Below are 26573 nucleotides of genomic sequence, written 5' to 3' on the forward strand. Positions count from 1 at the left end.
TATTTCAGGACGGGACATAATAAACAAAAAAAACCCTCACTTCAAATGAAGTGAGGGTTTTTTTATGCGATTCGTTTTCCTAAAATAGTTAAACTTCTTTCTATTCCGTCTAAAATTGCAATATTGGGATAATTTCCCCATTCTTCGAAACCAAAATGTTTGAATAATTTCAAGCTCGGTTCATTATGCGAAAAAATAAAACCTAAAATCGTTTTGATTCCAAATTCTGCTGCTTTCGTAATGCTATATTCCAACACTTGTTTTCCTAAACCTTTTCCACGTTGCATAGCATCTAAATAAATGCTAATTTCTACAGTTGCATCATAAGCTGGTCTTCCATAAAAAGATTGAAAACTTACCCAACCTACAATGTCTTTCAATTCATTTTCTACAACCCAAAGTGGTCTTTTTTCAGGTGAATGTTCTTCGAACCATTTTGCTTTACTTTCAACTGAAACTGGTTCTGTATCGGCAGTTACTAATCGCGAAGCTATTGTAGAATTATAAATTTCTGTTATTTTTTCTAAATCGCTTCGTTTAGCATCTCTGTATGTTAACATCTAAATTTTTAAATTTTATTCTCTTTTTGATTTTAAAAAGGAATATTCTTTTTCATCGCCATCATATAGCCCAAATGCATTGCTTCGTGAATATTGTTGTACAAAATTGCATCTTCAATCGATTCTAATGTCATACCAAAACTTGTTTTATATGATCGATAATACGATAGTTTTTCCGAACGATAATCCTTGAACATCTGCATTGGTGTACTTTCCAACATTTCCTTCAATTCTGTCACATCATCTTCCGTTACTTCCGTATTTCCGATTGTTCCTTTTTTATACTTCTGAATAAACTGAATATCGACCAACATCCTATTATCGGTTAAATAATAATGGATCAATTGCTGTGTTGCCAAAACATGAGCCGCATTCCAAAACAAATTGTTTTTATAGCCAACAGGTATATAAAGTAGTTGTTTCAGAGAGTGTTGTTCAAGCTCATCAATAATCTGTTTTCTTATATTCGTCAGATAAATAATATGCTCTTCCATAGTCAGATTTAAAGTTTAAATATACATCAAATTAAGTCTATTTATCAAATTATAAAGCAAAACAATTAAAATCACGTTTTTAGATTATTTAAAGTCTTTGATTCTTCGTAATTTTGTCTCATTAAATTTAAAAGATGGCTTACACAAGAGATCAAATATATCAAGTATTAGAAGAATTGGGTATTCGCAATTGGATGCGTAACGCTCAAGTGATGGGAAATGATATTATTTTGGATATTGTTTCTCCTTCGCCTGCAATGCACGAACGCAAGCGTTTGGAAATTGCGTTGAAAAATGCATTTAAAGAAAATTTACCTGAGTCAAATCTTAAACTTAACATTTCTGTTGAAGTTGAAGAAAAAAATCCGAACGAAATCAAAGGTTCAGAATTACCAGGTGTTAAAAATATTATCGCTGTAGCATCAGGAAAAGGTGGTGTTGGTAAATCTACTGTTTCATCAAACTTAGCAATAAGTTTAGCAAACATGGGATTCAAAGTTGGTTTATTAGATGCTGATATCTACGGACCTTCTATGCCAATTATGTTCGATTGTCAAGATGCTCGTCCATATTCTGTAGAAGTTAATGGAAAAACGAAAATAAAACCAGTAGAAGCATACGGAATCAAGTTATTATCAATTGGATTCTTTGCTGATACAGATCAAGCAATTGTTTGGAGAGGACCGATGGCTGCAAAAGCATTAAATCAAATGATTCGTGATGCGCATTGGGGAGAATTAGATTTCTTATTAATCGATTTACCTCCAGGAACAGGTGACATTCATTTATCTATCGTTCAACAAGTTCCAATTACAGGAGCAGTTGTAGTTTCTACGCCTCAAAATATTGCATTAGCAGATGCTAAAAAAGGAGTTGGAATGTTCCAAATGGAAGCGATTAATGTTCCAGTTTTAGGAATTGTAGAAAATATGGCGTATTTTACACCAGAAGAATTACCTAACAACAAATATTATATCTTTGGACAAAATGGTGCAAAGAACTTAGCAGAACAAATTGGCGTTCCTTTCTTAGGCGAAATTCCAATTGTACAATCTATTCGCGAAGCTGCTGACGTTGGTCGTCCAGCTGCAATGCAAGAAGATACTGTTGTAGCTAATGTTTACAAAGAAATTGCACGTAACGCAGTACAAAGTTTAGTAGAACGTAACAATACTTTGCCTCCAACAGAAGCTGTTCGTATTACAACGATGGCAGGTTGTTCGGCAAAAAATTAAAAAAGTAAAAGATCATGACTCCAGAAGAAAAATATTCAGAAGTTGAAAAGGCCTTAACTGAAATTAGACCATTCTTAAATTCAGACGGAGGCGATATCGAATTAGTATCTGTAGAAGATAATATTGTAAAAGTTCGCCTTACAGGTGCATGTATAGCATGTTCTGTCAACCAAATGACCTTAAAGTCAGGTGTTGAAATGACCATCAAAAAATATGTTCCAGAAATTGTTTCGGTTATCAATGTTTCAGATTTTGAAACTTCAACTGAAGCAGATCAAATATCTTCCTTAAAAGAAGAAAATTAGAATATCATTAGATTCTCATAAATTAAAACGCCTTTATATCAATTTATAAAGGCGTTTTATTATTTTTGGCAAACAATTTGAATCTTAACCACAAAACGAAAAATTCAAAATGAAAAAATATATTTTATTTTTTACTTTTATTGTCCTTTCATTTGCATTGCCTTTAAATGCTCAAAACAACTACAAAGTTGGCGAAAATCTAAAATTTAGAGTTCATTATTCTGGATTGAATGCAGGCTTCGCATCAATTGATGTAAAAGAAGCTACATTGAACGGAAAAAGTCATTTTCATATCGTAGGAAAAGGAACTTCTACCGGTGCTGTGCGTGCTTTTTTTAAGGTAGATGATAATTACGAATCGTATATTGATAAAACAGATTTGAAACCAACAAAATTTGTTCGAAATATTGTAGAAGGAAGTTACAAACGTCATCAAATTTATTATTTTGATCATGCCAATAGAAAAGCAAAAGTCGAAAATAAACGAGATGGAAAAGTGACGACAGAAACAATTCCGTACGATGCGCAAGATTTACTTTCTGCTTTTTATAGCTTACGTAATACCAATCATGCCACTCTTAAAACAGGAGATTATTTGAACGAAAATATTTTTCTTGGTGACGAAACGCTAAAATTTCGATTGAAAGTTTTGGGACGTGAAACCTTAAAAACAAAATTCGGAAAAATTGCGGCAATCAAAATTCGTCCATACGTACAATCTGGTCGTGTTTTCAAAGAATCAGAATCGGTTACGATGTGGATTTCTGACGATGATAACTTAGTTCCGCTAAAAATAAAGGCTGGATTATTAGTTGGGTCGTTAAATGCAGATCTTAACGAGTATAGTAATCTAAAATATCCAATTACTTTTACGAAGTAAACTGATAGTAAATCATAAAAAAATCCCGCTATTAATGCGGGATTTTTTCATTTAATATCATGTTTCCGTTTTTGTCAAAATAAGTACACGTATAATCTTCTAAGGAAACAATCCATTTCTCTACGCCTGTTTCTGCGCAATGCTTACAAAACGTAAAATAATCTGTTTCACCTTTTTGATGAATTTTTAGATACGTGATAAACTTTTCAATATTTACATCATCTACAATCATTAAATCATCGTATTTTGCATCAGAAGTTGCTTCAAAATTATCTGTCCCAAAATAATTAGTATGACTATCTACCACCCAAGTCTCGAAAGCTATTACGCCTAAAGATTTAATCTCTTTGATATAATTCGGAAAATCTGCTCCAGATTTCACTTTTTCGTGTGCTTTTTCTATATCGGCAACTGTAAATTTTTTCATATTATTTTGATTGTTTTTGTTCCAAATATTCTAAAAAAACATCACTCGGAATTTCCATTGCACCCAAACTCGCTAAATGCTCTGTATAAACTTGACAATCGATCAATTTATATTTCTTGTGATATTTTGCAACAAACTGTATAAAACCAGCTTTGGAAGCATTGCTCACTTTCGCAAACATACTTTCTCCACAAAAAACATCGCCCATATCAATTCCATAAAAACCGCCAACCAATTCGTCATTTTGCCAAACTTCGATACTTTTAGCAATTCCCATTTCATGTAAATTACAATATGCTTCAATCATATCATTTGTAATCCATGTTCCGTCCTGATCTTTTCTATACGCTTGCGAACAATTTGTAATCACTTCTCGAAACGCTTTATTTTCTGAATACGTAAATGTTTGATCTCGAAAAACTTTCTTCATCGATTTCGAAACATGTAAATTTTCTGGAAATAAGACAAATCGATCTTGAGGAAACCACCAAATAATTGGATCTTCTTCATTAAACCAAGGAAAAATTCCTTTCTGATAAGCCAAAATTAAGCGTTCTGGCGAAAGATTTCCTCCAACAGCTATAATTCCCTCGCTATTCACTTCATCGTAATCAGGAAAGATTAAATCAGAACTTAACCAATACATATCGTTTTGTGTATAATTTATATAAAATTAAAAAAACGTGTCCAATAAAGAACACGTTTAGTATTAATTGATGTTTTGTTTTCCTTAGAATGGTAAATCATCATCATCTCCGTTAGAAAAAGTATCTACTGGAGGCGCTGGTGCAAAATTATCGTAACCTTGAGGTGCTTGTGCAGCTGCATTTGCCATATTTTCAATTCTCCATGCTTGGATTGTATTGAAATATCTTGCTACACCTTCTGGGTTCACCCACTCGCGACCACGAATGTTGATAGAAACTTTCACTTCATCACCAGGTTTGTAAGCATTCAACACATCTGTCTTATCTTGTGTAAGCTCAATTAAAATATCTTGTGGATATTGTTCTTGCGTTGTAACAACGAATTCTCTTTTCTTGAAACTTGCAGTAATATTTTGAGTTTCAAATACTTTTTTAATTCTTCCTGTAATTTCCATTTTTGTAAAAGCTTTGTACAAATTTAGAATGTAAAAAAAGATTAAAAAAATTTTATTTCGAAATTTTGTTAGAAAGAAAACTTGTGTATATTTGCAATCCAAATCGGTGAGATTTTAGCGGGCGTGGTGGAATTGGTAGACACGCTAGACTTAGGATCTAGTGCCGCAAGGTGTGGGAGTTCGAGTCTCCCCGCCCGTACAACAAAAAAGACTTTGAAAATATTTTTCAAAGTCTTTTTTTATGATTTATTGTTTTCTAACGATTTATAATATTTTTCATAAATTTAGGTCATTATTTGGTTATAAGTTGGTTTGGTATGTATTCGAAAAGAAAAAGAAATTTGAAATCTGGAGGGAGAACTATCCCCATTTTTGAATTTATAGTGGTTGTTATTATCATCATTATTTTGATTTACTTCGCAGTATTCTAAACCAATATTCCTATATTTTATTTAACATTTTTTTATAAGTCTTTCGAAATCTATGGTTTAATATTTGTTCAACATATAGTATAAATCTATTTACAACTTATAAAACAAAAAATTATGGACAAATTAGAATTAGAAGGAAAATGGAATCGAATCAAAGGTGCTGTAAAACAAAAATATGGTGATTGGTTTGATGATGACAAAGTTTATGCTGAAGGAAAATACGATGAAGTTGTAGGTAAAATTCAGGAAAAAACAGGAAAATCTAGAGAAGAAATTGAAAGTACAATCAAAGATTGGAAAGAAGACAATCAAGATTAATTATTATTTCAATTAAAAAGGTTAGGACAAAATCCTAACCTTTTTTTATGGTTCTATATTTTTATAAAATGTTTTTCGTCGCTTGTGAACAACAGGATCAAAGTTTTTCCATAATTGTTGCACTTTTGTATTTTCCTCAAGCAAAGGGTTCGTTTCTAAAGTTTTAATCCCTCTTGCTATAAATCGATCATAAAGTTCTTTAAAAATCAAGGCATTTACACCTTTATTTTGATAATGAGGATCAATTCCTATCAAATAAAATTCGACATGATCGTTCTTTTTTTGGGCTTGCATCAAATGCCACCAACCAAATGGGAACAATTTTCCTTTCGTTTTCTGGAAAGCTTTCGAAAATGAAGGCATCGTAATCGCAAAAGCAATCATTTTGTTGTTTTTATCTTTTACACACGAAATAAAATCGGGATGAATAAATTTGAGATATTTCTTTTTGTAATGTTCAACCTGAAATTTTTCTATCGGAACAAAACTTTGCAATTCTGCATACGTCACATTCAACAAATCGAACATCTCATCTACGTAAGGTAACATTTCGTCAATTGTATCAAATTTATATGTATCAATTTCGTAACGTTTTTTGAGCATTTCGCACAACTTATCCATTTGCTTTACCTTGCCCAAATTCGCAATATCAATAGAATATTCTAACCATTCGGCTTTTGGTTGATAACCTAATTCTTGTAAATACGTTGGATAATATTCGTAATTATACAAACCTATTAAAGTTGCCACTTTATCAAAACCTTCTGTTAATAACCCCGCTTTATCCATATTCGAAAATCCCATCGGACCTTCTATATAACTCAGTTTATTTTTTTTAGCAATGTTTTCAACAGTTGTTAATAAAGCTTTCAGAATGTTAATATCATCTTTAAAAACTAACCAACCAAACCGAATTTTAGTCTTTCCAAGTTCTTTTACTTCGGTCCAATTAATAATCGAAACAATTCGTCCAACCACTTCTTTGCCTTTGTAAGCTAAAAAATAGTTAGCATCAACCGTCTCAAAAATTGCATTATTTTTATCAAAACTTGCGAGTTCATCTTTCTTTAAAGAAGGCACCCAATACGGATTATCTTTATACACTTCAAAAGGTAAATCGACAAATTTCTTCATTTCACTTGGCCTGTTCACCTCTTTTACTTCGATCATATGCTATTAAATTGCGTCTTACAGATTCTAATTTAGGAAGATTTTTTTAGAGAACAATTTTCTCTTCTACAGATTTTCCGTTTTTATCTTTTCCGTAAAATAAAATATAATCAAGCTTTACCGAAATTCCTGCCGTTCCTTTTTTCTGTTTCAAGAAAACGCGATTCAATGTTATCAACTTGTTATTAACAGTTGTTTGAACAATTGGATTTTTTTGAGAATCAAGTTTAAGCGTTAATTTTTGAGTTGGATAAGAAACCAATGTCAACTGAAAAACATTCTTTTCAATTTTCTTGATGTCCAAACCATACGCCAATTTCTTTTGTATAGAAGTCAAGGGCTTTTTCGAACCATCTTCAGCATAAAGAATGCGATAAATATCAACTGGATTATCATCATCTAAAATCCCTTTGCTCGAAAAAAGCGCATCGTAAACAAACGTATTTTTATTGTCGTTGTGTTGAATATAAAATAATCTATTTTCTGATTTTGGAGGAACGGGATAACCTTGTTGTGCATTTACAACAAAAGAAAAAAGGATAGAGCAAATAATTAATATGTTTTTCATTAGTTGATATTTTTGAGGATAGAAGATATGAATTATTTGAATGATTATCTAAATCCAAATAAAAAGTTTCGAAACTTTAACTTGTACAATATTATTTTGATCAAGAAAATCTTGTGGAAAGTTGATTAAATCTGAAATTGAAACGACGTTTTCATTCTGAATAAAATTATATTTACCATGACCAGTTTGATATTTAGAACTTTTATTAGAAACTTCATGATTGATTTCAATCATTTCATCTTCTAAATCTATTGTAACTTCTGTTTCTTTTTCTATAACTAACAAAGCTTTTTTATTCCTGAAAAAATAAATCTCGCGCTTAGATTCCTTGAAGAGATGATTGTAAGTATTCGAAATTGGAATAATAAAAGCAAAGAATAGTATCAAAGAAATCATTCCAATAATTATGTTTGTTAAAGTGAAATCTTTCACAAACAATAACTGATAAGCTACAAATAAAAAAGTGAGACAAAGAATTGCGAAAAGAATCGTATTGAAAACTGAAATATAGCTTACAAAAGCAATCTTGACGCGAATAACTTCATCATTTTCGTGTTTATATTCTTTTTGTGAATCAATGATAAATAAAATAATAGGTAAAAAGATAATCAACAAAAGTAAGATGATGAAAATCGAATTTTCTGTGTTCATTTTTTTATTTCTTCATTTTCTCTTTGACGAATTCTACAATAATTGGAACCAAAGAAAAGACAATAATTGCCATGACAACTATCTCGAAATTATTTTTGATAAATGGAATTGTTCCTAGAAAATATCCAGCCAATGTAATCCCGAAAACCCAAATCGTTCCGCCTATAAAATTATATTTGATAAATGTACCATAATGCATTTTAGAAATACCAGCAACGAAAGGCGCAAGCGTTCTTACAATCGGAACAAAACGAGCAATTACAATGGTTTTTGAACCATATTTTGTGAAGAAATCTTCGGTCTTTTGAATGGCAGAATCTTTAATAATTCGCTTACCGAAAATTTTGGCTGTAACTAATTTCGTTCCCAAGGTTTTACCAATCGTATAATTGACCGTATCGCCTGCAATCGCCGCAAACCAAAGCAAACCTAATACGATATAAATACTAAGTTGATCTGGAAAAGCCGCAGCCAACATTCCTGCCGCAAATAAAAGCGAATCGCCAGGTAGAAAAGGCATGACAACCAAACCTGTTTCGATAAAGATTAAGAGAAACAAAATCAAGTAAAACCAGTTTTGATAATCATTCAAAATGGTTTCTAAATATTTATCGATATGTAGTATGTAATCTAAAATTTCCATGATTTAAAGGTATAAAAAAACTCGACCGAAGTCGAGTTAATTTTTTATTGTTATTCTTGTTCAGCTACCTTTTTTTTGCCGAACTTTTCTTTGATAATTTCCACTAAAATTGGAAGTACAGAAGCGATTGTTATTCCTAAAATTACTTTAGAAAAATTATTTTGAACCCATTCGATATTTCCTAAAAAGTATCCAATAAGTGTTAAACCAACAACCCATAACACAGCTCCAATTACGTTATATGTAATGAAAATAGAATATCCCATTCGTCCGATTCCTGCAACAAAAGGCGCTAAAGTTCTTACAATTGGTACAAAACGTGCAATTACAATGGTTTTTGAACCGTATTTTTCGTAGAATTCGTGCGTTTTATTGATATGTTCTTCTTGGATGAAATTTTTACCAAAAATCTTAACTTTAGTTGCTTTGTAACCAACTTTTTTTCCGATAGAATAATTCAATGTATCACCGAGAATGGCGGCCACTAAAAGAATTGCAATCATAATCCACACATTCATATCATTTGTTTCTTGCGCAGCCAACATACCTGCCGCAAACAACAGTGAATCTCCAGGTAAAAATGGCATCACAACCACACCTGTTTCCACGAAAATGATTAAAAATAAAATTGCATAAAGCCACAAACCATACTCATTTGCAAACTCTGCTAAATGCTGGTCGATATGCATAATAAAGTCAAAAAGACTCATAAATACTTCCATAAAAGTTGATTAAATTTCCGAAGCATTAAATGCATTTTTGATATGATTTACGCTCCAAGATTGTTGTTTTTTTAAAAGTGCTAAAATATCAAATCTTACCTCAGAAATAAAATTATTTTTCTGAATAAAATCATCTGCGGCAAGAATTAACAATTTCTTCTTCTTTGTGTTAACAGAACTTTCTGGCTCCGCAACATAATTTGAAGTACGACTCTTAACCTCTATAATAACAATCTCATTTTCAAATTGAGCAATAATATCGATTTCGGCTTTTATGAAAAAATAATTTCGAGCCAATATTTTGTATCCATTTTGGATTAAATAATTGACGGCAAAATCTTCTGCTTCTTTTCCGAAATCGTAACTAATACTCATTCAAAAAAATTATTTTGTCCCGTACAAACGATCTCCAGCATCACCTAAACCTGGAACGATGTATCCATTTTCATTCAATTTTTCATCCAAAGCAGCCAAGAAAACTGGAACTTCTGGATAAACATTTTGTACAGCTTCCACTCCTTCCGGACAACCAACTAAACAAGCCAAACGAACAGATTTTGCTCCTTTCTCTTTTAGAATTTCGATTGCTTTGATTGCAGAACCTCCTGTAGCTAACATTGGATCAACCAAAATCACATCACGAGAATCTAAATCAGTTGGGAGTTTACACAAATACTCAACAGGTTGTAATGTATCATGATCGCGGTAAAGTCCAATATGACCAACTTTCGCTGTTGGAATTAATTGATGAATTCCTTTTACCATTCCCAATCCAGCACGCAAAATTGGAACGATAGCCATATCATTTCCTTTTAATTTGTAACCGATTGTTTTGGTAATTGGCGTTTCAACTTCTACTTCTTCAAGCTCGATGTTACGTGTAATTTCGTAACACATTAAACCTGAAATTTCGTCTACTAATTCACCAAATTCTTTCGTTGTTGTGTTTTTATCACGCATTTGCGTAATTTTTGCTTTTACCAACGGGTGAGTAATGACTGTTAAATTATCTTGTTTCATATTTGTTTGTATAATGATGCAAAGTTACATTATTTGAAGTAACATTTAACTGAACTTTTGCACCCATTTTTAGCGCAACATTGTGACCTGTATGCCCTGCAGGAAATCCGAAAGCTACTGGAATATTTAATTTTTTTGTAAAACTATGAATGACTTCGAAAGTTTTTGGATCGAATGGATGATTGTAATTATCAGCATTTTCTTCTTCGGTATCCATATGCGTAAAGTTTCCTAAAATAATTCCTTTTACATGAGTAAGAATTCCGTTACGTTTAAGATTCATCAACATTCGATCAACTGCATACCAATTCTCGAACCAATCTTCTAAAAATAAAATCTTATCCGAAGGATTTGTAATCGCAGATTCGCTCCCCAAAAGTGAATACACAATCGAAAGATTTCCTCCAATTAATTCTCCTTTTGCTTCGCCTAAATTATTGTAAGCATGTGATTGAATTTCGTAATTAATTTCATGTCCAAACATCGCTTCATAAACACTTTGATAGGATGTTGGATGATATTCGGTATTTGCTAATTTCTTCGCTGTAACTCCATGTATTGTTTGAAAACCTAATCGGTTAAAATGATTGTGAAAAACAGTAATATCAGAATAACCAATTATCCATTTTGGAGATTTTTTGAAATTTGTTAAATCTAATTCATCGATAATTTTTACTGAACCATATCCTCCGCGCGCGCACCAAACTGCTTTGATTTCGGAATCATCTAACGCCCATTGAAAATCTTCGGTTCTGATTTCATCTGTTCCAGCATATTTGTAGCCAAAATCATATTCAGCATAAATATTTTTCCCTAAAACAGGAATCAATTTCCACGATTTTATTAAATCTATTGCTTCGTCCAGCTCGCCTTGTAACATTCGTTTTGCTGGCGCAACAATTGCTATTTTATCACCTTCTTTTAGAAAATCGGGTTGAATCATTTTTCTATAAAATTTTAGTAAAGGTAAACACAAAAAAAAGACGAACTACAAGCGTTCGTCTTTTTGTTATGATAATGAAATATTTCTTAGAAAGTGTAAGTTACACCTGCATTCCAAGTTCTTCCATTCCCCCAGAAGTAACCGTAGTTATCTTTACGAGAAATGTATTGATCATTGAATAAGTTTTTGATGTTACCTCTAAATTTAATAGATTGACTATTTGTAATTTTAAAGTTGTAAGACATTCCTAAATCTACTGTAGCAAATGGGCTAATACTTGCATTTTTGTAGACTTGTCCATTAATATTTGCTTTTGCAACATCAGCAACGTTTACGTTTTCGTATAAACGAGCATAGTAGTTAAAATCTGTATCAAAAGATAAAGCTTTTGTTACTTTAACTTTAGTACCCATACCAAATGTAAATTGAGCTGCATTACCTACTCTTACACCGTCTAAGTTACCTTTACCATTCTCTGTTCCAGCTACAATCTCTTGTGTATCTGTATCTTGAACTTGGTAAGTAAAATCTCCTTGGTATCTCCAATCTCCTGCAGAAGCATAACCTCTAACTGTCCAATCACGTGTTACTTTAGCATCAAAATCTACCTCTAAACCTTTGTGTACTTGAGATAAATTATTTAATAAATAACGAACATTAGAGTGTACTAAACCATTAGCATCTGTAAAATCTCTATCGTTGTAAGTATCTGCTCTATTATCCCATTCAGTGTAATATGCATTCACATTAACTCTTAATGTACGAGTTTTGTAACGGTAACCAGCTTCAACACTTTGAATCTCTTCATTTTTAACTGTTGGCTCAACAAAAGTAACTGTATTACGTACAAACATATTATTTAAATATGGTTGACGAGAATATTTACCTCCATTAACAAAAACGCTATTTTCTTTATTTAAATTAATAGAGAAACCAGCTTTTAAATTATAACCAATTTCTGTACGCTCACCTGAATAAGCTTTACCGTTTTTGAATTTGATACCTTGTTTTTCTGCAGATTCTGCAGTATAGTTCCAGTTATCATATTTTTCATACTCTTGCCAAGATAAAGCACCTTGAAAGAATGCTGAGAATAATTCGTTTGAGTATTCAGCTTGTCCAAAGAAACCTTGGTAATTAATTCTCTCTGAATTATCAAATCCAATTCTCTCACTATGTTTAGCTCTATTGAATAAAGAATTCCAAGGGCTTGAGCTGAAAGTTTTATTAACTACATAGTCTTTTGAACGTTGCACATTAGATGCAGCACGACCAGAAGCTCCTAATAAATTATTTAATTGTTGATAGTGTTCCCCTTGGTAGAAACGTAAATCTGTACCTACATTAAATACAAAACCTTTTTTTGTATCAAAAGTTAAGTTAGAAACTCCTCCGTACCAAAAGTGATTATTTACTGAAGAAGCTAAAACAGTTCCGTTATTTCCATTAGAAATTCCATCTTTTAATTCTTGATTCTTCGCTGCTATTACATCCCAATCAATTTCTCCATTAGATTTATAACCTCCATCAGTATATCCAGGACCATTACCTAAAGTACTTGTCCCTCCTCCTGTACCAGTAGATGCATAAATCACTGTAGACAAAGACAAGTTTTCGTTAATTGTAAAATCCCAGTTTAAGTTAGCTACTGGTTTGTGATAATAGTTTGTTTTAGCAGATAAAGATTCTCCATTATAGAAACCATAATTAGAGTTTCCTAAGCGACCCGTAATATCATAACCTGGAGTTGCAATAATACTTTTATTTACACCATTAACTTTAATATTACGATATTGAGTATCCATTGGTTTAGAATAGTTCTGACCATGTTCTTGCGGAGCACCAAAAATCATAAAGTTGAATGTATGACGTGCATTTGGTTTGAAACCTACAGAAACAAAGTAAGATTGACCTTTACCTTCTGTTCCACGTGCAAAACTTCTGTGAGCAGACCAGTTATCAAACATAAATGAAGCACCCCATTTACCTTTCATACCTGTATTATAACCAATAGTTTGTTTTTGGTATGAATCGTTACCTGTTAAGTAACGTACAAAACCACCTTCTTTTTTCTCAGTAGCTTTTGTTACGATATTTACAGTTCCTCCAACAGAAGAAATAGCTAATTTTGAAGATCCTAAACCACGTTGAGAATCAATAACATTTGCAATATCAGAAACAGACTGCCAGTTTGACCAATATAAACTACCGTTATCCATTCCGTTGATTGGTTGCCCATTCAATAAGAAAGCAGTATTTGATTGATCAAAACCACGCATATACATTTTTGCATCTCCAAAACCTGAAGCTTGGTCTGCAACATAAATAGATGGCGAATTTTTTAATAATTCTGGAAATTCTACATTTCCAACTCCTTTATCAAGGATTTCCTCTCTTGTAATAACTGTAGAAGCAACAGGAGTCTTACGATTCTCTGTAACGTCGATTACACCTTTACCAATGATTAATGTTTCACTTAAAGATACATTTTCGTCTTGTTCAACCTTTGTAGAATCTGTTGGTTCAACAACTTGAGCGAAAGATAATGATGCCGTTAAGGCAAAAGCTCCTACTAATAAAAGCTTTACTGAGTTTAACCTCATCTTATGAAATAGTTTAAATGTTTACCGCTGCAAAGTTGAGGTGTATATATGTTAAAACGACTACAAACGTTATGTTAATTAAGAATAATTATTACTTAAAAAATCAATTTTAAATGATTATAATATTTTTCTTAATATTTTATGAATATGAAAATCTAATTAAAATAAAATTACCATATAATAAGAATTTTAATTCTTTATCAAAAACAGACCAAATAAACAATAACGCTTAAAAAAAACAATATGCATAATAATTCATTAACAATTGAATAATTATTCTTAAAATAAATTTATTTAGATTTATTATAAATTATAATTTAAGGTTTTATTAATTTAAGACAAATAATTCAGTCACAACACTTCATAAAAAAGTGGACTTATTACTAAGTCCACTTGAATATGTTAAGAAATTCTAATTCTTATTAGAAGCTATAAGTAACACCAGCATTCCATGTTCTACCTACTGCATATCCGTATCCATTTCTATCAATTCTACTTACGTATTGATCATTGAATAAGTTACGAACGTTTCCTCTAAATTTGATTTTTTGTTTACCAAATTTGAATTCATATGCAACACCTGTATTAACTTTTGCAAATGGAGAGATTTTTTCAGCTTGATAAACTTCTCCTTTTAATGCACTTTTAACAACATCTTCTGGATTAACTTGTCCATAAGTACGAGCATTGTACATAAAATCTACATCCCAATATAAGTTTCTTGTAAAGTTAACTTTAGTTCCCATACCGAAAGTAAATTGAGCTGCTTCTCCGATATAAGTTCCTGTCAAATCAACATTTCCTTTTTCGAAAATTGTATCGTCATCAGTATACATCGATTCAAATGGAGTTTTTCCATCATACTTCCAATCACCATAAGATGCGAATCCATATAAGCTAAACATTTGAGAAACTTTAGCATCAAAATCAACTTCAACACCTTTGTGTAATTGTGTGATATCTGTATAAGATGTATAAATAGGACGAGTTGTGTTATCTGGTTGCGTTACAGAACCTGAAATTCCTAAGAAACGATTACCCCATTTTGTAGAATAAGCATTAATATTAACTCTTAAACCTCTTGTTTCGTATTTGTAACCTACTTCGAAACCAGTAATTTCTTCGTTATCTACATTTGGTTCACGTAAATCAACTTTGTTGTATTCGAATACATTATCTAAGAATGGTTGACGAGAATAACGTCCTGCGTTAGCAAAAACTGTATTTTCCTCGTTAATATTAACAGATAAACCTCCTTTTACATTCCATCCAGTTTTGTTTACTTTTTTAGAAGCTGTTTCTACACCTCCGTAGTTCCAAGTATCAAATTTTTGGTAGAATTGATTAGAGATTGCTCCTTGTCCAAATACTGTGAAAATATCATTAGAGTATTCAACTTGTCCAAAAGCTCCTTGATAATTAATATCTTCAGAATAATCTCTTGCTGTTCTTTGATCTTTTTTAGCCGATTTGAATAATGCAGACCAAGGATTTGTTCCAAAAGTTTCTGTTACAACAACTGTTTGATTGTTTGATTTATTCAATTCTGACCAACCTTTTAATCCGAACAAATTATTCATTTGTTGGAAGTGATTACCATGATAGAAACGGATATCAGCACCTAAGTTAAAGTTCCATCCTGTTTTAGTATCAAAGTTTAAGTTTGTTACACCTCCATACCAGAAGTGATTATTAACAGATGTACGGATAGCACCATTCGATACTGGTTTACCGTTTGCATCTTTACCTCCATTATTTCCAATACCGTCTGGATCTAATAAGTTATTGCTTTGAATTAAATCAAAATCAACTAATCCATTTTTCAATGTACTTGTTGCTTTACCAACTCCAGAAGTTCCTCCTCCTGTACCTGTAGAAGCATATAATACAGTAGACAAGTTCATGTTTTCATTAATTGTCCAGTCCCAGTTTAAGTTTGCTACTGGCTTGTGGTAAAAGTTAGTTCTTAAATTTTCTCCTTTACCGTTGAAATATCCGTAAGTTGTATTGTACTTATTTCCGTATCCATACTTCTCAGCATCAGCCCATTGCTTCGTGTTTTTTGTAGAATAGTTTTGTCCGTGCTCTTGTGGCGCACCAAAAATCAAAAAGTTAATGTTATGGCGATCGTTTGGTTTATACCCTACAGAAACAAAATATGCTTGTGAATTTGCATTTGTTCCTTGAGCCCAAGATCTGTGCATAGTTGTTTGGTTAAACAAGAAAGAAGCTCCCCATTTACCTTTCATACCTGTATTGTAAGAAATAGTAGCACTCATGTAACTATCGTTACCTGTGTTTAATCTTACAAAACCTCCTTGCTTTTTATCTGTAGCTTTTGTTACCATATTTACAGTACCACCAACAGAAGAAATAGCTAATTTAGAAGATCCTAAACCACGTTGAATCTGAACTGCATTTGCAACTTCAGTCATTGCAGACCAGTTAGACCAATACAAGTTACCATCTTCCATACCATTAATTGGTTGTCCGTTCAATAAGTAAGCTGTATTTTGACTACTAAATCCACGTAAAAACATTTGAGAATCTCCAAAACCTCCCGCTTGTCCAGAAACATATACAGATGGAGTTGTAGCGAAGATTTCTGGGAAATCTACATTTCCTACCGCTTTATCTTCGATAGCTGCCTTACTAATTGTAGATACAGCAACTGGTGTTTTACGATCCTCTACGATATCGATAACCCCTTTACCAATGATTAATGTTTCTCCTAAAGATACGTTTTCGTCCTGTTCAACCTTTGTAGAATCTGTTGGTTCAACAACTTGGGCGAAAGATAATGATGCCATTAAGGCAAAAGCTCCTACTAGTAAAAGCTTAGTTGAGTTTAACCTCATCTTTTGAAATAGTTTAAAAGTTTACTTCGGCAAATTTCTATACTTTAAATGAGATTATTGTTAAATTATGGTAAAATTTTATAAAATCAATTAACATCTTAAATATTAATTATTATATCTTATTCAAGATAGTTAATAAATTATCAATATTGTAAATTAGATGAAGTAATTATATTAAGTTTTAAAGATTTTTTAACATCTAATCAAAAATTAACATAATGAAAATGTTAATTTTTAACATTAATTATCAACGTACACTGATTTTTTTTTAAAAAAAAGGTAAAAATTCAAGCAAAAAACAATTATTTAGAATCAGTATTAATAAAATATTATCCAATAACTTTTTTATTTATAAGCTTATACTAATAAATTTTCAAAATAAATTATTCAAATACAATATAACTAACGTTAAAACTTGTTGTATTGTATTCTTAATCATAAAAAAGAATTGAAATGTTAAAGAAATCAAGCCTTAACAGCTTTTAAACTCAAGTCAAAGTTGGGAGCGGAATGAATAATCGCACCAGAAGAAATAAAATCAACACCCGTTTCGGCAATTGCTCGAACAGATTCTTTTGTAATTCCGCCCGAAGCTTCTGTTTTTATTCGTCCATTTATATATTGAACCGCTTCTTTCATCGTTTCAAGATCAAAATTATCCAACATAATAAAATCTACATTTGCATCCAAAGCTTCTTTTACCTCATCCATATTACGCGTTTCCACTTCTATTTTTAAATGTAAATGATGTTTTGACAAATAATCTTTGGTTTGCGCAACTGCTTTTGTAATATTTCCACAAAAATCAACATGATTATCTTTTAACATCACCATATCGTATAAACCAAAACGATGATTTTCTGCTCCTCCAATTTTAACTGCCCATTTTTCGATCATTCGGAAATTAGGTGTTGTTTTTCGTGTATCCAAAATTTTGGCATTTGTACCGCTTACCAATTCCATCATTTCGTGTGCATAAGTTGCAATTCCAGACATTCTCTGCATACAATTCAACGCTAATCGTTCGCAAGTTAAAATTGATTGTGAAGATCCTTTTACTTTGAAAGCAACATCTCCAAATTGTACTTTATCGCCATCATTTATATATTGTTCTATTTTTAAAGATGGATCAAACGTATCAAAAATAATTTTCGCTAACTCAATTCCAGCAATTATTCCGTTATCTTTCACTTTTAGTTCCGCTTCTTGAATTGCATCATACGGAACCGATGCTAACGTTGAATGGTCGCCATCGCCAACGTCTTCTAAAAAAGCTTGACGAATAAAAAGTTGTAATTTTTCTTGTGTGATATATGGAGGAAAATTCATTATCTATATGTTAAGGATGCAAATTTTGATTGATTAAATTCTTTCTTGGTTTTGTATTCGTAATACTCGGCCCAAGTACCATTTTCTTCGCGCACAACAGTAATCAACACTTGTACAGAAGGATCATTTTCGAAGAAATTTTTGATCTGAAGTTTATATTCTTTGTCATCAATTTTACCTTTTGTAATATCTATTGCTCCTGATTTGAAAGCCGCATCAAAAGCGGTTGCATAAGGATCGATAGAAGCCATTTCGAAAAGATTAGAAAACTTTCCTAAATAATATTCCCGACTTCCGTTATTACCAAAAGTTGTTAAATTAAATTCTTTATCAATTCTTACTTCAATCGTTTCTTCATCAGTTTTTAAAGTAAACAATACACGATTTTCCGAAGGGAACTTCTCAAAATCATTATTTTTTTCTGCCGATTCGTAACGTAAAGGCATTGTATATTTCATTGCAACTGCTTTTCCATCAACTCCTTTTGCAGGAGTTATTTTTAGATTAGCTCGCTCCATTTTATTATTCAACAAAACTAAACTAGACAATGCTACACTATTAAAAATTGGATTCGAACCATCAGTCGAGACATCTCCAAAATTACCATCTTCATTGATTTTAAAACCTAATTTAGATTGAGCAGTTTCGATATGAAGATAATCAGCAATATTAGAAAAGAATGAAATTTGAGTTTGAATATCTTGATTCAAATTTTTGTTCATACATGCTTGTAGCTCGCTATTTTCTTTTAAATTTTCACAACCAAAATACACAACCGCTTTCTTGGCTTCTTTACCAAAAGTCAAACTTACGTTTTGTTTTTCTTTCGAATTTTGAGCAAAAGAAAAACTTATTGCAAAACATGCAACGAACAGAAATAATTTCTTCATTAATTAAAATCTTTGTTATAAAAAGTTCCTCGATTTTCTTTTTGATTGATACTTTGCTCAATGATTAAATGTGCGACATCAACCAAATTTCGAAGTTCTAAAATTTTAGGCGAAACAATCGTAAAATAATAAATTTCTTTGACCATTTTCTCGATTTCATTGATACGATTTTGTGCAATTTGCAAACGATTATCACTTCGTACAATTCCAACCAATTCGCTCATCATCGCTTGTAATTGTTTGCGTAAATAAGAAATCAATACTAATTCTTCTTGCACTTTCATTCCTTCTTCGTTCCATTCTGGAAACTCAAAATTATAAATCGAAAATTGATTATCATTTAATAAGTCGACCGTTTTCAACGCTGCACGATGACCAAAAACCATCGCTTCCAACAACGAATTCGAAGCTAAACGATTTGCACCATGTAAACCTGTATTAGAACATTCGCCAACCGCAAACAAATTCTCGATAGATGTTTTTCCTTCTAAATCTACATCAATTCCACCGCACAAATAATGCGAAGCAGGAACAACCGGAACCAATTCGGTAAACATATCGTAGCCTTCGGATTTACATTTTTCGTAAATATTAGGGAAATGTTCCAAGAATTTTTCTTTCTCTAAATGTCGACAATCAATATAAACATAATCATCTCCGCGCAATTTCATTTCGTTGTCAATCGCACGCGCCACAATATCACGAGAAGCCAATTCTTCACGTTCATCATATTTGTGCATAAACAACTGGCCATCTTTCGTACGCAACTTCGCACCAAAACCACGAACTGCTTCCGAAATCAGAAATAACTGTCCATCAAATTCGCTATAAAAAGCTGTTGGATGAAACTGAATAAATTGCATTCCCGAAACGGTTGCTTTCGCACGTCGAGCCAACCCTATTCCATCGCCAGTTGCAATGATTGGATTCGTCGTATTTTTATAAACATAACCAACTCCGCCTGTTGCTAACAAAGTTACTTTGGCTAAATGTTGTTCAACTTTATCTGTATTCAAATCTAAAATATATGCACCAAAACATGTTGTTTTCTGAGTTATAATACGATTCAAATGATGTTCTGTAATCAAATCTACTACAAAATGATGCGTAAAAACTTGAATATTTGGATATTCTTTGATTGCTTCTAACATCGCGCGCTCAATCTCCCAACCTGTCACATCTTTATGATGAACAATTCTGTTTTCGGTATGTCCACCTTCACGACCAAGGTCATAAATTCCTTCGTTATTTTTATCAAAACGAACGCCCCAATCTATAATTTCATTGATACGTTCTGGTGCTTCTTTTACGACAACCTCAACCGCTTCCAACTTACACAAACCATCTCCTGCACGAAGCGTATCTTCGATATGTTTCTCGAAACTATCTTTCTCGAAATCGCTCACAACAGCTACTCCGCCTTGCGCATATTTCGTATTGGTTTCGTCTTTATTTGCTTTGGTTACAATGGTAATTTTCGCATCAGGATTTCGAATCGCGATTTTCAACGCATACGAAAGTCCAGCAATTCCAGAACCAATGACTAATACATCTTGAATAGCCATTATTTGATTTTTTCTGATAAATCTAACATTCTATTAATTGCAGCTAACGCTTTAACTCGTAATTCTTCTTCTATTTGAATTTCTGGCAATTCATATTTCATGCACAGATATAATTTTTCTAATGTTGATAATTTCATATAAAAACATTCAGAACAATTACACGATTCATCTTGAACCAAAGCTGGAATTAATGTTTTATTCGGCGCAAGTTTTTGCATTTCGTGTAAAATTCCTTCTTCCGTTGCCACAATAAATTCTTGTGCATCATTTTCTACCACATAATCTAACAAACGAGAAGTTGAACCAATAAAATGTGCGAATTTCAATAAATCTTCTTGCGCTTCTGGATGCGCAATTAATTTTGCATTTGGATGATCAGCCATTTGTTGTGCAATTCTTTCCAAAGAAAAAGCTTCGTGCACGATACAAGCTCCGTCCCACAAAATCATTTTACGATTACAAACTTGATTTAAGTATCGACCTAAATTACGATCTGGCGCAAAAATAATTTCTTGATCTTCTGGCAACGAATTAATAATCGCTTCCGCATTCGAAGAAGTGACAATAATATCTGATTCTGCTTTAACACCCGCATCACAATTGATGTAACTTACCACAATCGCATTTGGATGTTGCTCACGTAAACCACGTAAACCTTCTGCCGAACATGAATCTGCCAAAGAACAACCTGCTTTTGTATCTGGTAAAACCACTTTTTTAGACGGATTCAGAATCTTTGCGGCTTCCGCCATAAAATGAACACCACAAAAAACAATCATATCAGCTTCAGTTTTTGCAGCTGCACGAGCCAATTGCAATGAATCACCTAAATAATCTGCTAAATCCTGAATTTCTCCTGACTGATAATAATGTGCCAAAATCACCGCATTTTTCTCTTTACGTAATTTATTGATTTCCGCAATCAAATCAGTGCCTTTTGGAATTTCTACATCCAAATAACCTTTATAATCTAGTTTCTCTATCGCTTGTTCTAATGTATTCATTTGTGAGTGATTTTATTTTATACCTAATTGCTTTTTCACTTCTTTTGACAACGCATCTTTGTGCACTGTAAAAGCAATTGATTTCATTCTGAAAAATGGTTTCGACATATAAATGTGTCCATTATTTCCTAAATCTGTTGTTCCCCAAGAATTTTTTACATCATAATATTGATTTCCCAATTGATCTTTCAAAATTCCTGTAATATGCATTAAATGGTCATCTTCTGTCGAATAATCTTCAAAAGCAGCTTGACGCTCATCAGCAGAAACCCATTTTTCAGGTAAAATCTGAACAAAATAATCTGATTCTAAACCTTCTGAAGGCCAAATTGCCATTCCATACTTTTTAGAAAATGTTTTTTCAGAAACATCTGTATCAAAAGCCGCTGTATATCCTTTATATAACGCTTCGTCCAAGACTTTCATGTATTCATCTAATGGTAAATTATAATATGAACCATTTGAAAAATTATCTGGCACTTGCAAAATAAATTGTGAATAATAAGGCGCTTGCTGAAAAGATGTCAAGGTTACATAATCATCAGGATTTATTTTCAAGGCTTTTGCAAATTCTTGTGGCGTATATTCTTTTCCTTCGAATTTGAATTTTGTCGGAGGAACACCTAATTTATCATTCAATTTTTGATCAAATTTTGATTTCCAATCTGCTGTTAAATATTTTTTAGGATTTTTTACAATCGAATCTAATCCAACTTTCAAATCCTTTACCAACATTTCGTGGTTATGTTTCACATCTGTTCCATTCGCAAAACCTGCATAAACTTCGTTTGGAACTAATCCATTTTTACGAACCGAGTTTAATACATCATGCGACAAACCTCCTTCACTAAATTGTGCTTTTCCTTGGCGATATATATAATTATAAGCTTTTACAGGATAAGTAAAACGCACATTATACATTTCCGATAAATCGACATCTTTTCCTGTCAAACGCTTCACTTCCGATTCTAAAAAAGAAGTTGTCGAAAATGACCAACAAGTTCCCGTTTTTCCTTGCGAAATAATAGGAAGTGCAGAATTATTAACTAATTCTTTGAATTTGAAAGGCGTTTCTTGTGCCGAAACCAACATACTTACAAAAGCGATGCTGGCAACTATATATTTTTTCATTTGTGTTTTGTATAGATTTCAAAAGTAAAGTTATTTTATGAAGTTTTATTATAAAATGTAGAACGAAAACTTCTTTTCTGAATTACATAAAAATTATATTTTTACGTAAATATTTAATTCTTATAAATGAAAGAATATATTAGTAGAAAATATAATAGTTTTTATAATGTGCTTATTATAATTGTTTTAAACATATTAATTCTATTTACTTCAGTAATTATTTTCACTTATTTAGACGAAATAATTGCAAAAAATAAATATGATGTCTTGATTTTTTGTATTTCATTTATACTAATTTTATGTGTTTTTATTCGGATTAATTATCAGATTAATGAAATAGTGTTAGATAATAACATTAACCAACTTACAATTAAAAAGGTATTTTCAAAAAAAACATTTAATCTTAATGAAGTTCAAGAAATTAATCAATTTGTACTTCCATATTTAAATTATATCAAAATAAATAACAAAAAGTTCTTTTTTATATCAAGAGCTATTGATCCTTTTGGTGATAATTTTACATTTAATAGCGAAGAAGATTTAGAAAACATAAGATGCACTATTGATTCAATAAAAAATAACATTAATTAAAAATTTTCATTTATTTTAAATACATAATATTTCACTTTTAGAACAAATTATAAATCAAATTAGTATAAATATTCAATTTTTATACATCTAAAAATTAATTTCCCTTAAAATGCCATAAATGACTCAAAAACCTATTAACTTTGCTCAAACATTACACAGATGCAACCAAGAGAAGATTTTTTATTGAAAGCTTACGAGCTGGGAATTATAAAATTTGGAAATTTTACTTTAAAAAGTGGTATAGAATCTCCTTTCTATGTCGATTTAAGACCTTTAGCTTCGAGCCCACAATTACTAAAAACTTTAGCAAATAACTTATTAGATTTAGTTGAAGATGTAGAATACGACTTGATTTGTGGTGTGCCTTATGCAGCTTTGCCAATGGCGACTACAATGAGTTTAACATCGAATATTCCTTTGATTATCAAACGTAAAGAAAACAAAGGTTACGGTACTAAACGTATGGTAGAAGGTGTTTTTACGGAAGGACAATCTTGTCTTTTGGTCGAAGATGTAATTACTTCTGGACAATCTTTATTAGAAACAATTGATCAAGTTGAGCGCGAAGGTTTACGTGTAAAAGATTTGGTGGTTGTTTTAGATCGTGCGCAAGGTGGATCTGAAAAATTGAAAGAACAAGGTTACAATGTGAAAACGTTATTTACAATTCACGAGGTAATCGATATTTTACATAAATATCACCGTTTAAGTGATGATGAAGCGAAAAAAATCAAAGACTTTTTAGCTCTACCTCCAGAAGCGGTTCCTGCAAAACAACGTATTGCATTGGAAAACAAAAAAATTGTACATCCAGTTGGAAAACGTTTGGTTGAATTAGCATTGAAAAAACAATCTAACTTAATTGCTTCTGCAGATTTAATTACTTCTGAAGAAATTACAGATTTCGCTAAAAAGGTTGGTGATCATATTGTTGCGTTAAAATTACATTCAGATATTATTCAAGATTTTTCGGATAACTTAATTGTTGAGTTGAAAAAAATCGCACGTGAAAAAGAATTCTTATTATTCGAAGATCGCAAGTTTGGAGATATTGGAAATACGCAAGAATTACAATTTAAGAAATCGATTTACAAAATTTCTGATTGGGCAGATTTAGTAACTGTTCATCCAATTGGAGGTTTAGAATCATTAAAAGTTTTCGAAAATACCGGAGTTATCACAATTGTTGAAATGTCTTCGAAAGGAACATTGACTGATGATTATTACTTTACAAAAGCAATTAATGTTTCGGAACAATCTGGAAATGTTTTAGGAGCTGTTGCACAACGCCAAATTCCTGATAACTTGTTATTGTTTACGCCTGGTGTTAATATTTCTTCGACTGGAGATAGCAAAGGACAACAGTATAATACGCCAGAATTAGTTTTCAAAAATTACCACACAGACTTTATGATTGTTGGTCGTGGAATTTACAAAGCTGCTGATGTAAAAACTGCGGCAAAAGAATACCAAACGTTAGGTTGGGTTTCTTACCTACAAAGTTTGAATGACTAAGATTTAGATAAATTTCAAAAATATAAAAGCAAGCTATTTCAGCTTGCTTTTTGTTTTTTATTTGGTAAGAAATCTACTTCAATATAAATTTATGCGAAACACTATTTCCATTATCATCTTGAATTGTTGCGACATAAAATCCTGCTGATAAGTTAGAAAGATTTACACTTCCATTAGAATTTTCAGTATTTATCGTTTTAATCATTCGTCCTGTTGCATCAATAATTTTAATCGAAATTTGAGACTCAAAATTTAATTGATAATTCAATGTTTTGTTTGAAATATAAATTTTAGATGAATTTCTATCAACATCATTTGTCCCTAAAGTTGATGTTTTAGCAGCTTCAACCACATATTCGATTCCTAATTTTGTAAACTTCGTAGCATGCGTAGAGGTTTTCCCAAGAGTTGCATATGTATCATTTACAGAATGAATGTATGGATTGCTATCTTGCATTTTAGCCTCGAAAGGTAAAGTTGCCGCAAAACCATTATCCGACCAACTAAAATGATCTGAACATCCGTATCCACATTGTGAAGTATCATACGTGAATTGATGTAAACCAGTTTTGTTGTATTCGTCCATCAATTGCATCAAAAACGAATTGAGATTTGCATCACAATAAGCATCCGTCATCAAAATAACATCTTTCGTAGAACCTTTGTAATTCGTCATATCAAATTGTACATAACCTATTACATTTTTATTCTCCGAAGCGTATTTCTGCGCAATTTCTTTCGATCCTACTAAACCTATTTCTTCTGCTGCGTAAGCCATAATTTCGGTAGTTCGTTGCGGTTTGAAATTATTTTTTAACAACACACGCAAAACTTCGGTGATTGTTGCAATTCCAGATGCATTATCATCTGCTCCTGGTGCAAAAGTTTGATTTGCATTCCAACCAACAGTCGAATCGGCATGACCTCCAATAATCACAAATTCATCTTTCTTTTCAATTCCATTAAAAGTCAAAATCAACGACTTCATTGGCGTATTCACATGATCAACGATTCTTACAAATACGTCAGTTCGTCCTGCATCAGCAATCATTTTCTCCCAAACTTCTTTCAATTTAAGAACCGCATTATTTGCTTCTTGTCGTGTATGATAACGCGTTTTGAAACCTTCTAACATCAAAATTGTTTTCTCAATTTCTTTAACATCAACATCATTCAAAGCCGTAGTTATAAAAGCTTGTTCTGATATTGTATAATTGAAAGATGCTTTTTTCTGAGATGGCTTTTCTTGAAGTGATTGAAGTGCATTTTCTTTCGAGTTTCTAAAAACATAACCATGTCCATGTGCAAATTTTCCGTGCAAACTTTCAGCAATTTCTGGATGAAAATAAATTGCAGATAAATTATCTTTCGAAGATATTAGATCAATTGAATCTGCATGATTTTTTTGTAAAAAAATTGCATTCTCTTTCTCCATTGTCGCAAAAATGAAGTTTTCTTTGGATTGCCCAAAAGAAAAAATAGCATGGAATAAAAAAGGCGTAAGGAATAAAAATTTATTTCTCATAAAATCATATTAGTGTTAAAACAAATATATGATTAATAATATTTTATCAGATTTATTTGAAATAAAAAAATCCATCTTTCGATGGATTTTTTT

General features: G+C 31.8%; 27 protein-coding genes and 1 tRNA gene. 7 read left to right on the forward strand and 21 right to left on the reverse strand.

Translation table 11 applies throughout. From position 1 onward, the window contains the following. Positions 1-62: 62 nt before the first annotated feature. A complete protein-coding gene (locus B3M86_RS04605) occupies positions 63-560 on the reverse strand; it encodes a GNAT family N-acetyltransferase (protein ID WP_260509600.1) in 498 nt (165 codons plus the stop codon). A 32-nt stretch (positions 561-592) separates the two neighbouring features. After that, entirely contained in the window at positions 593-1054 is a 462-nt protein-coding gene (locus tag B3M86_RS04610; RefSeq protein WP_280045831.1) for a DinB family protein, read from the reverse strand. Between the two features lie 134 nt (positions 1055-1188). On the opposite strand from B3M86_RS04610, the gene B3M86_RS04615 reads away from it, so the two are divergent. The 3 genes from B3M86_RS04615 (at position 1189) to B3M86_RS04625 (ending at position 3474) form a co-directional block, all read left to right on the forward strand. After that, a complete protein-coding gene (locus B3M86_RS04615; RefSeq protein WP_114998705.1) occupies positions 1189-2289 on the forward strand; it encodes an Mrp/NBP35 family ATP-binding protein in 1101 nt (366 codons plus the stop codon). A 14-nt stretch (positions 2290-2303) separates the two neighbouring features. Beyond that, on the forward strand, positions 2304-2594 hold the full coding sequence (locus tag B3M86_RS04620) for a NifU family protein (protein WP_114998704.1): 291 nt from the start codon (positions 2304-2306) through the stop codon (positions 2592-2594). A gap of 109 nt (positions 2595-2703) precedes the next feature. Further along, positions 2704-3474, forward strand: coding sequence for a DUF3108 domain-containing protein (locus tag B3M86_RS04625; RefSeq protein WP_291075916.1), 771 nt, complete (start codon positions 2704-2706; stop codon positions 3472-3474). Positions 3475-3505: 31 nt separating this feature from the next. Here the strand turns inward: B3M86_RS04625 and B3M86_RS04630 are convergent, their stop codons facing one another. From B3M86_RS04630 to B3M86_RS04640, 3 genes are all read right to left on the reverse strand, one after another. Next, positions 3506-3901: a DUF1398 domain-containing protein gene (locus tag B3M86_RS04630; RefSeq protein WP_291075915.1), complete on the reverse strand. Its 396-nt coding sequence runs from the start codon at positions 3899-3901 to the stop codon at positions 3506-3508. Between the two features lies 1 nt (position 3902). Beyond that, entirely contained in the window at positions 3903-4547 is a 645-nt protein-coding gene (aat, locus tag B3M86_RS04635; protein WP_291075913.1) for a leucyl/phenylalanyl-tRNA--protein transferase, read from the reverse strand. Positions 4548-4631: 84 nt separating this feature from the next. Next, the gene (locus B3M86_RS04640) at positions 4632-5003 is read right to left on the reverse strand and encodes a DUF3127 domain-containing protein (RefSeq protein ID WP_038336420.1); all 372 of its coding nucleotides are present in this window, start codon (positions 5001-5003) and stop codon (positions 4632-4634) included. A 117-nt stretch (positions 5004-5120) separates the two neighbouring features. Here B3M86_RS04640 and B3M86_RS04645 point away from each other — a divergent pair. Together B3M86_RS04645 and B3M86_RS04650 are read left to right on the forward strand one after the other, a co-directional pair. Continuing rightward, positions 5121-5202 (forward strand) — tRNA-Leu (locus B3M86_RS04645). A gap of 346 nt (positions 5203-5548) precedes the next feature. Next, on the forward strand, positions 5549-5752 hold the full coding sequence (locus B3M86_RS04650) for a CsbD family protein (RefSeq protein WP_038336421.1): 204 nt from the start codon (positions 5549-5551) through the stop codon (positions 5750-5752). A gap of 45 nt (positions 5753-5797) precedes the next feature. Here the strand turns inward: B3M86_RS04650 and B3M86_RS04655 are convergent, their stop codons facing one another. The 15 genes from B3M86_RS04655 to B3M86_RS04725 form a co-directional block, all read right to left on the reverse strand. Continuing rightward, on the reverse strand, positions 5798-6922 hold the full coding sequence (locus tag B3M86_RS04655) for a GNAT family N-acetyltransferase (RefSeq protein ID WP_291075910.1): 1125 nt from the start codon (positions 6920-6922) through the stop codon (positions 5798-5800). A gap of 46 nt (positions 6923-6968) precedes the next feature. Further along, positions 6969-7490, reverse strand: a complete 522-nt coding sequence (locus B3M86_RS04660) for a DUF4833 domain-containing protein (RefSeq protein WP_280050728.1) — start codon at positions 7488-7490, stop codon at positions 6969-6971. 48 nt (positions 7491-7538) lie between these two features. After that, positions 7539-8141: a hypothetical protein gene (locus tag B3M86_RS04665; RefSeq protein ID WP_280050727.1), complete on the reverse strand. Its 603-nt coding sequence runs from the start codon at positions 8139-8141 to the stop codon at positions 7539-7541. A 4-nt stretch (positions 8142-8145) separates the two neighbouring features. Further along, on the reverse strand, positions 8146-8784 hold the full coding sequence (locus tag B3M86_RS04670) for a VTT domain-containing protein (protein WP_291075907.1): 639 nt from the start codon (positions 8782-8784) through the stop codon (positions 8146-8148). 50 nt (positions 8785-8834) lie between these two features. Further along, positions 8835-9506 carry a DedA family protein gene (locus tag B3M86_RS04675; RefSeq protein WP_291075905.1) on the reverse strand — a complete coding sequence of 224 codons (672 nt, stop codon included), beginning with the start codon at positions 9504-9506 and terminating at the stop codon, positions 8835-8837. Between the two features lie 9 nt (positions 9507-9515). After that, positions 9516-9881 (reverse strand): YraN family protein, encoded by a 366-nt coding sequence (locus B3M86_RS04680; RefSeq protein ID WP_291075903.1) that lies wholly within the window; start codon positions 9879-9881, stop codon positions 9516-9518. A 9-nt stretch (positions 9882-9890) separates the two neighbouring features. Continuing rightward, the gene (gene upp / locus B3M86_RS04685; protein ID WP_291075901.1) at positions 9891-10526 is read right to left on the reverse strand and encodes a uracil phosphoribosyltransferase; all 636 of its coding nucleotides are present in this window, start codon (positions 10524-10526) and stop codon (positions 9891-9893) included. Further along, the gene (locus B3M86_RS04690) at positions 10513-11469 is read right to left on the reverse strand and encodes a S66 peptidase family protein (RefSeq protein ID WP_291075899.1); all 957 of its coding nucleotides are present in this window, start codon (positions 11467-11469) and stop codon (positions 10513-10515) included. The genes upp and B3M86_RS04690 overlap by 14 nt, the downstream gene beginning before the upstream one ends. 86 nt (positions 11470-11555) lie before the next feature. After that, on the reverse strand, positions 11556-14072 hold the full coding sequence (locus B3M86_RS04695) for a TonB-dependent receptor (RefSeq protein ID WP_291075897.1): 2517 nt from the start codon (positions 14070-14072) through the stop codon (positions 11556-11558). A 422-nt stretch (positions 14073-14494) separates the two neighbouring features. After that, on the reverse strand, positions 14495-16930 hold the full coding sequence (locus B3M86_RS04700; protein ID WP_291075895.1) for a TonB-dependent receptor: 2436 nt from the start codon (positions 16928-16930) through the stop codon (positions 14495-14497). A gap of 465 nt (positions 16931-17395) precedes the next feature. Further along, positions 17396-18259 (reverse strand): carboxylating nicotinate-nucleotide diphosphorylase, encoded by an 864-nt coding sequence (gene nadC / locus B3M86_RS04705; RefSeq protein WP_291047819.1) that lies wholly within the window; start codon positions 18257-18259, stop codon positions 17396-17398. Beyond that, on the reverse strand, positions 18259-19149 hold the full coding sequence (locus B3M86_RS04710; protein ID WP_291075894.1) for a hypothetical protein: 891 nt from the start codon (positions 19147-19149) through the stop codon (positions 18259-18261). Before B3M86_RS04710 ends, nadC begins: the two co-directional genes overlap by 1 nt. Beyond that, on the reverse strand, positions 19149-20714 hold the full coding sequence (gene nadB, locus B3M86_RS04715; RefSeq protein WP_291075892.1) for an L-aspartate oxidase: 1566 nt from the start codon (positions 20712-20714) through the stop codon (positions 19149-19151). Before nadB ends, B3M86_RS04710 begins: the two co-directional genes overlap by 1 nt. Beyond that, positions 20714-21718, reverse strand: a complete 1005-nt coding sequence (nadA, locus tag B3M86_RS04720; protein ID WP_038337116.1) for a quinolinate synthase NadA — start codon at positions 21716-21718, stop codon at positions 20714-20716. Before nadA ends, nadB begins: the two co-directional genes overlap by 1 nt. Before the next feature lie 12 nt (positions 21719-21730). Next, a complete protein-coding gene (locus tag B3M86_RS04725; RefSeq protein ID WP_291075890.1) occupies positions 21731-22849 on the reverse strand; it encodes a C1 family peptidase in 1119 nt (372 codons plus the stop codon). Between the two features lie 126 nt (positions 22850-22975). On the opposite strand from B3M86_RS04725, the gene B3M86_RS04730 reads away from it, so the two are divergent. Together B3M86_RS04730 and B3M86_RS04735 are read left to right on the forward strand one after the other, a co-directional pair. Then, positions 22976-23440 carry a hypothetical protein gene (locus B3M86_RS04730; protein ID WP_286495705.1) on the forward strand — a complete coding sequence of 155 codons (465 nt, stop codon included), beginning with the start codon at positions 22976-22978 and terminating at the stop codon, positions 23438-23440. A gap of 159 nt (positions 23441-23599) precedes the next feature. Next, the gene (locus B3M86_RS04735) at positions 23600-24955 is read left to right on the forward strand and encodes an orotate phosphoribosyltransferase (RefSeq protein ID WP_286495706.1); all 1356 of its coding nucleotides are present in this window, start codon (positions 23600-23602) and stop codon (positions 24953-24955) included. A gap of 73 nt (positions 24956-25028) precedes the next feature. Here B3M86_RS04735 and B3M86_RS04740 read toward each other — a convergent pair whose 3' ends face one another. After that, positions 25029-26480, reverse strand: a complete 1452-nt coding sequence (locus B3M86_RS04740; protein WP_291075889.1) for a M20/M25/M40 family metallo-hydrolase — start codon at positions 26478-26480, stop codon at positions 25029-25031. Positions 26481-26573: the final 93 nt, after the last annotated feature.

Source organism: Empedobacter sp. UBA6305, from assembly GCF_002440405.1.
Classification (GTDB): domain Bacteria; phylum Bacteroidota; class Bacteroidia; order Flavobacteriales; family Weeksellaceae; genus Empedobacter; species Empedobacter falsenii_B.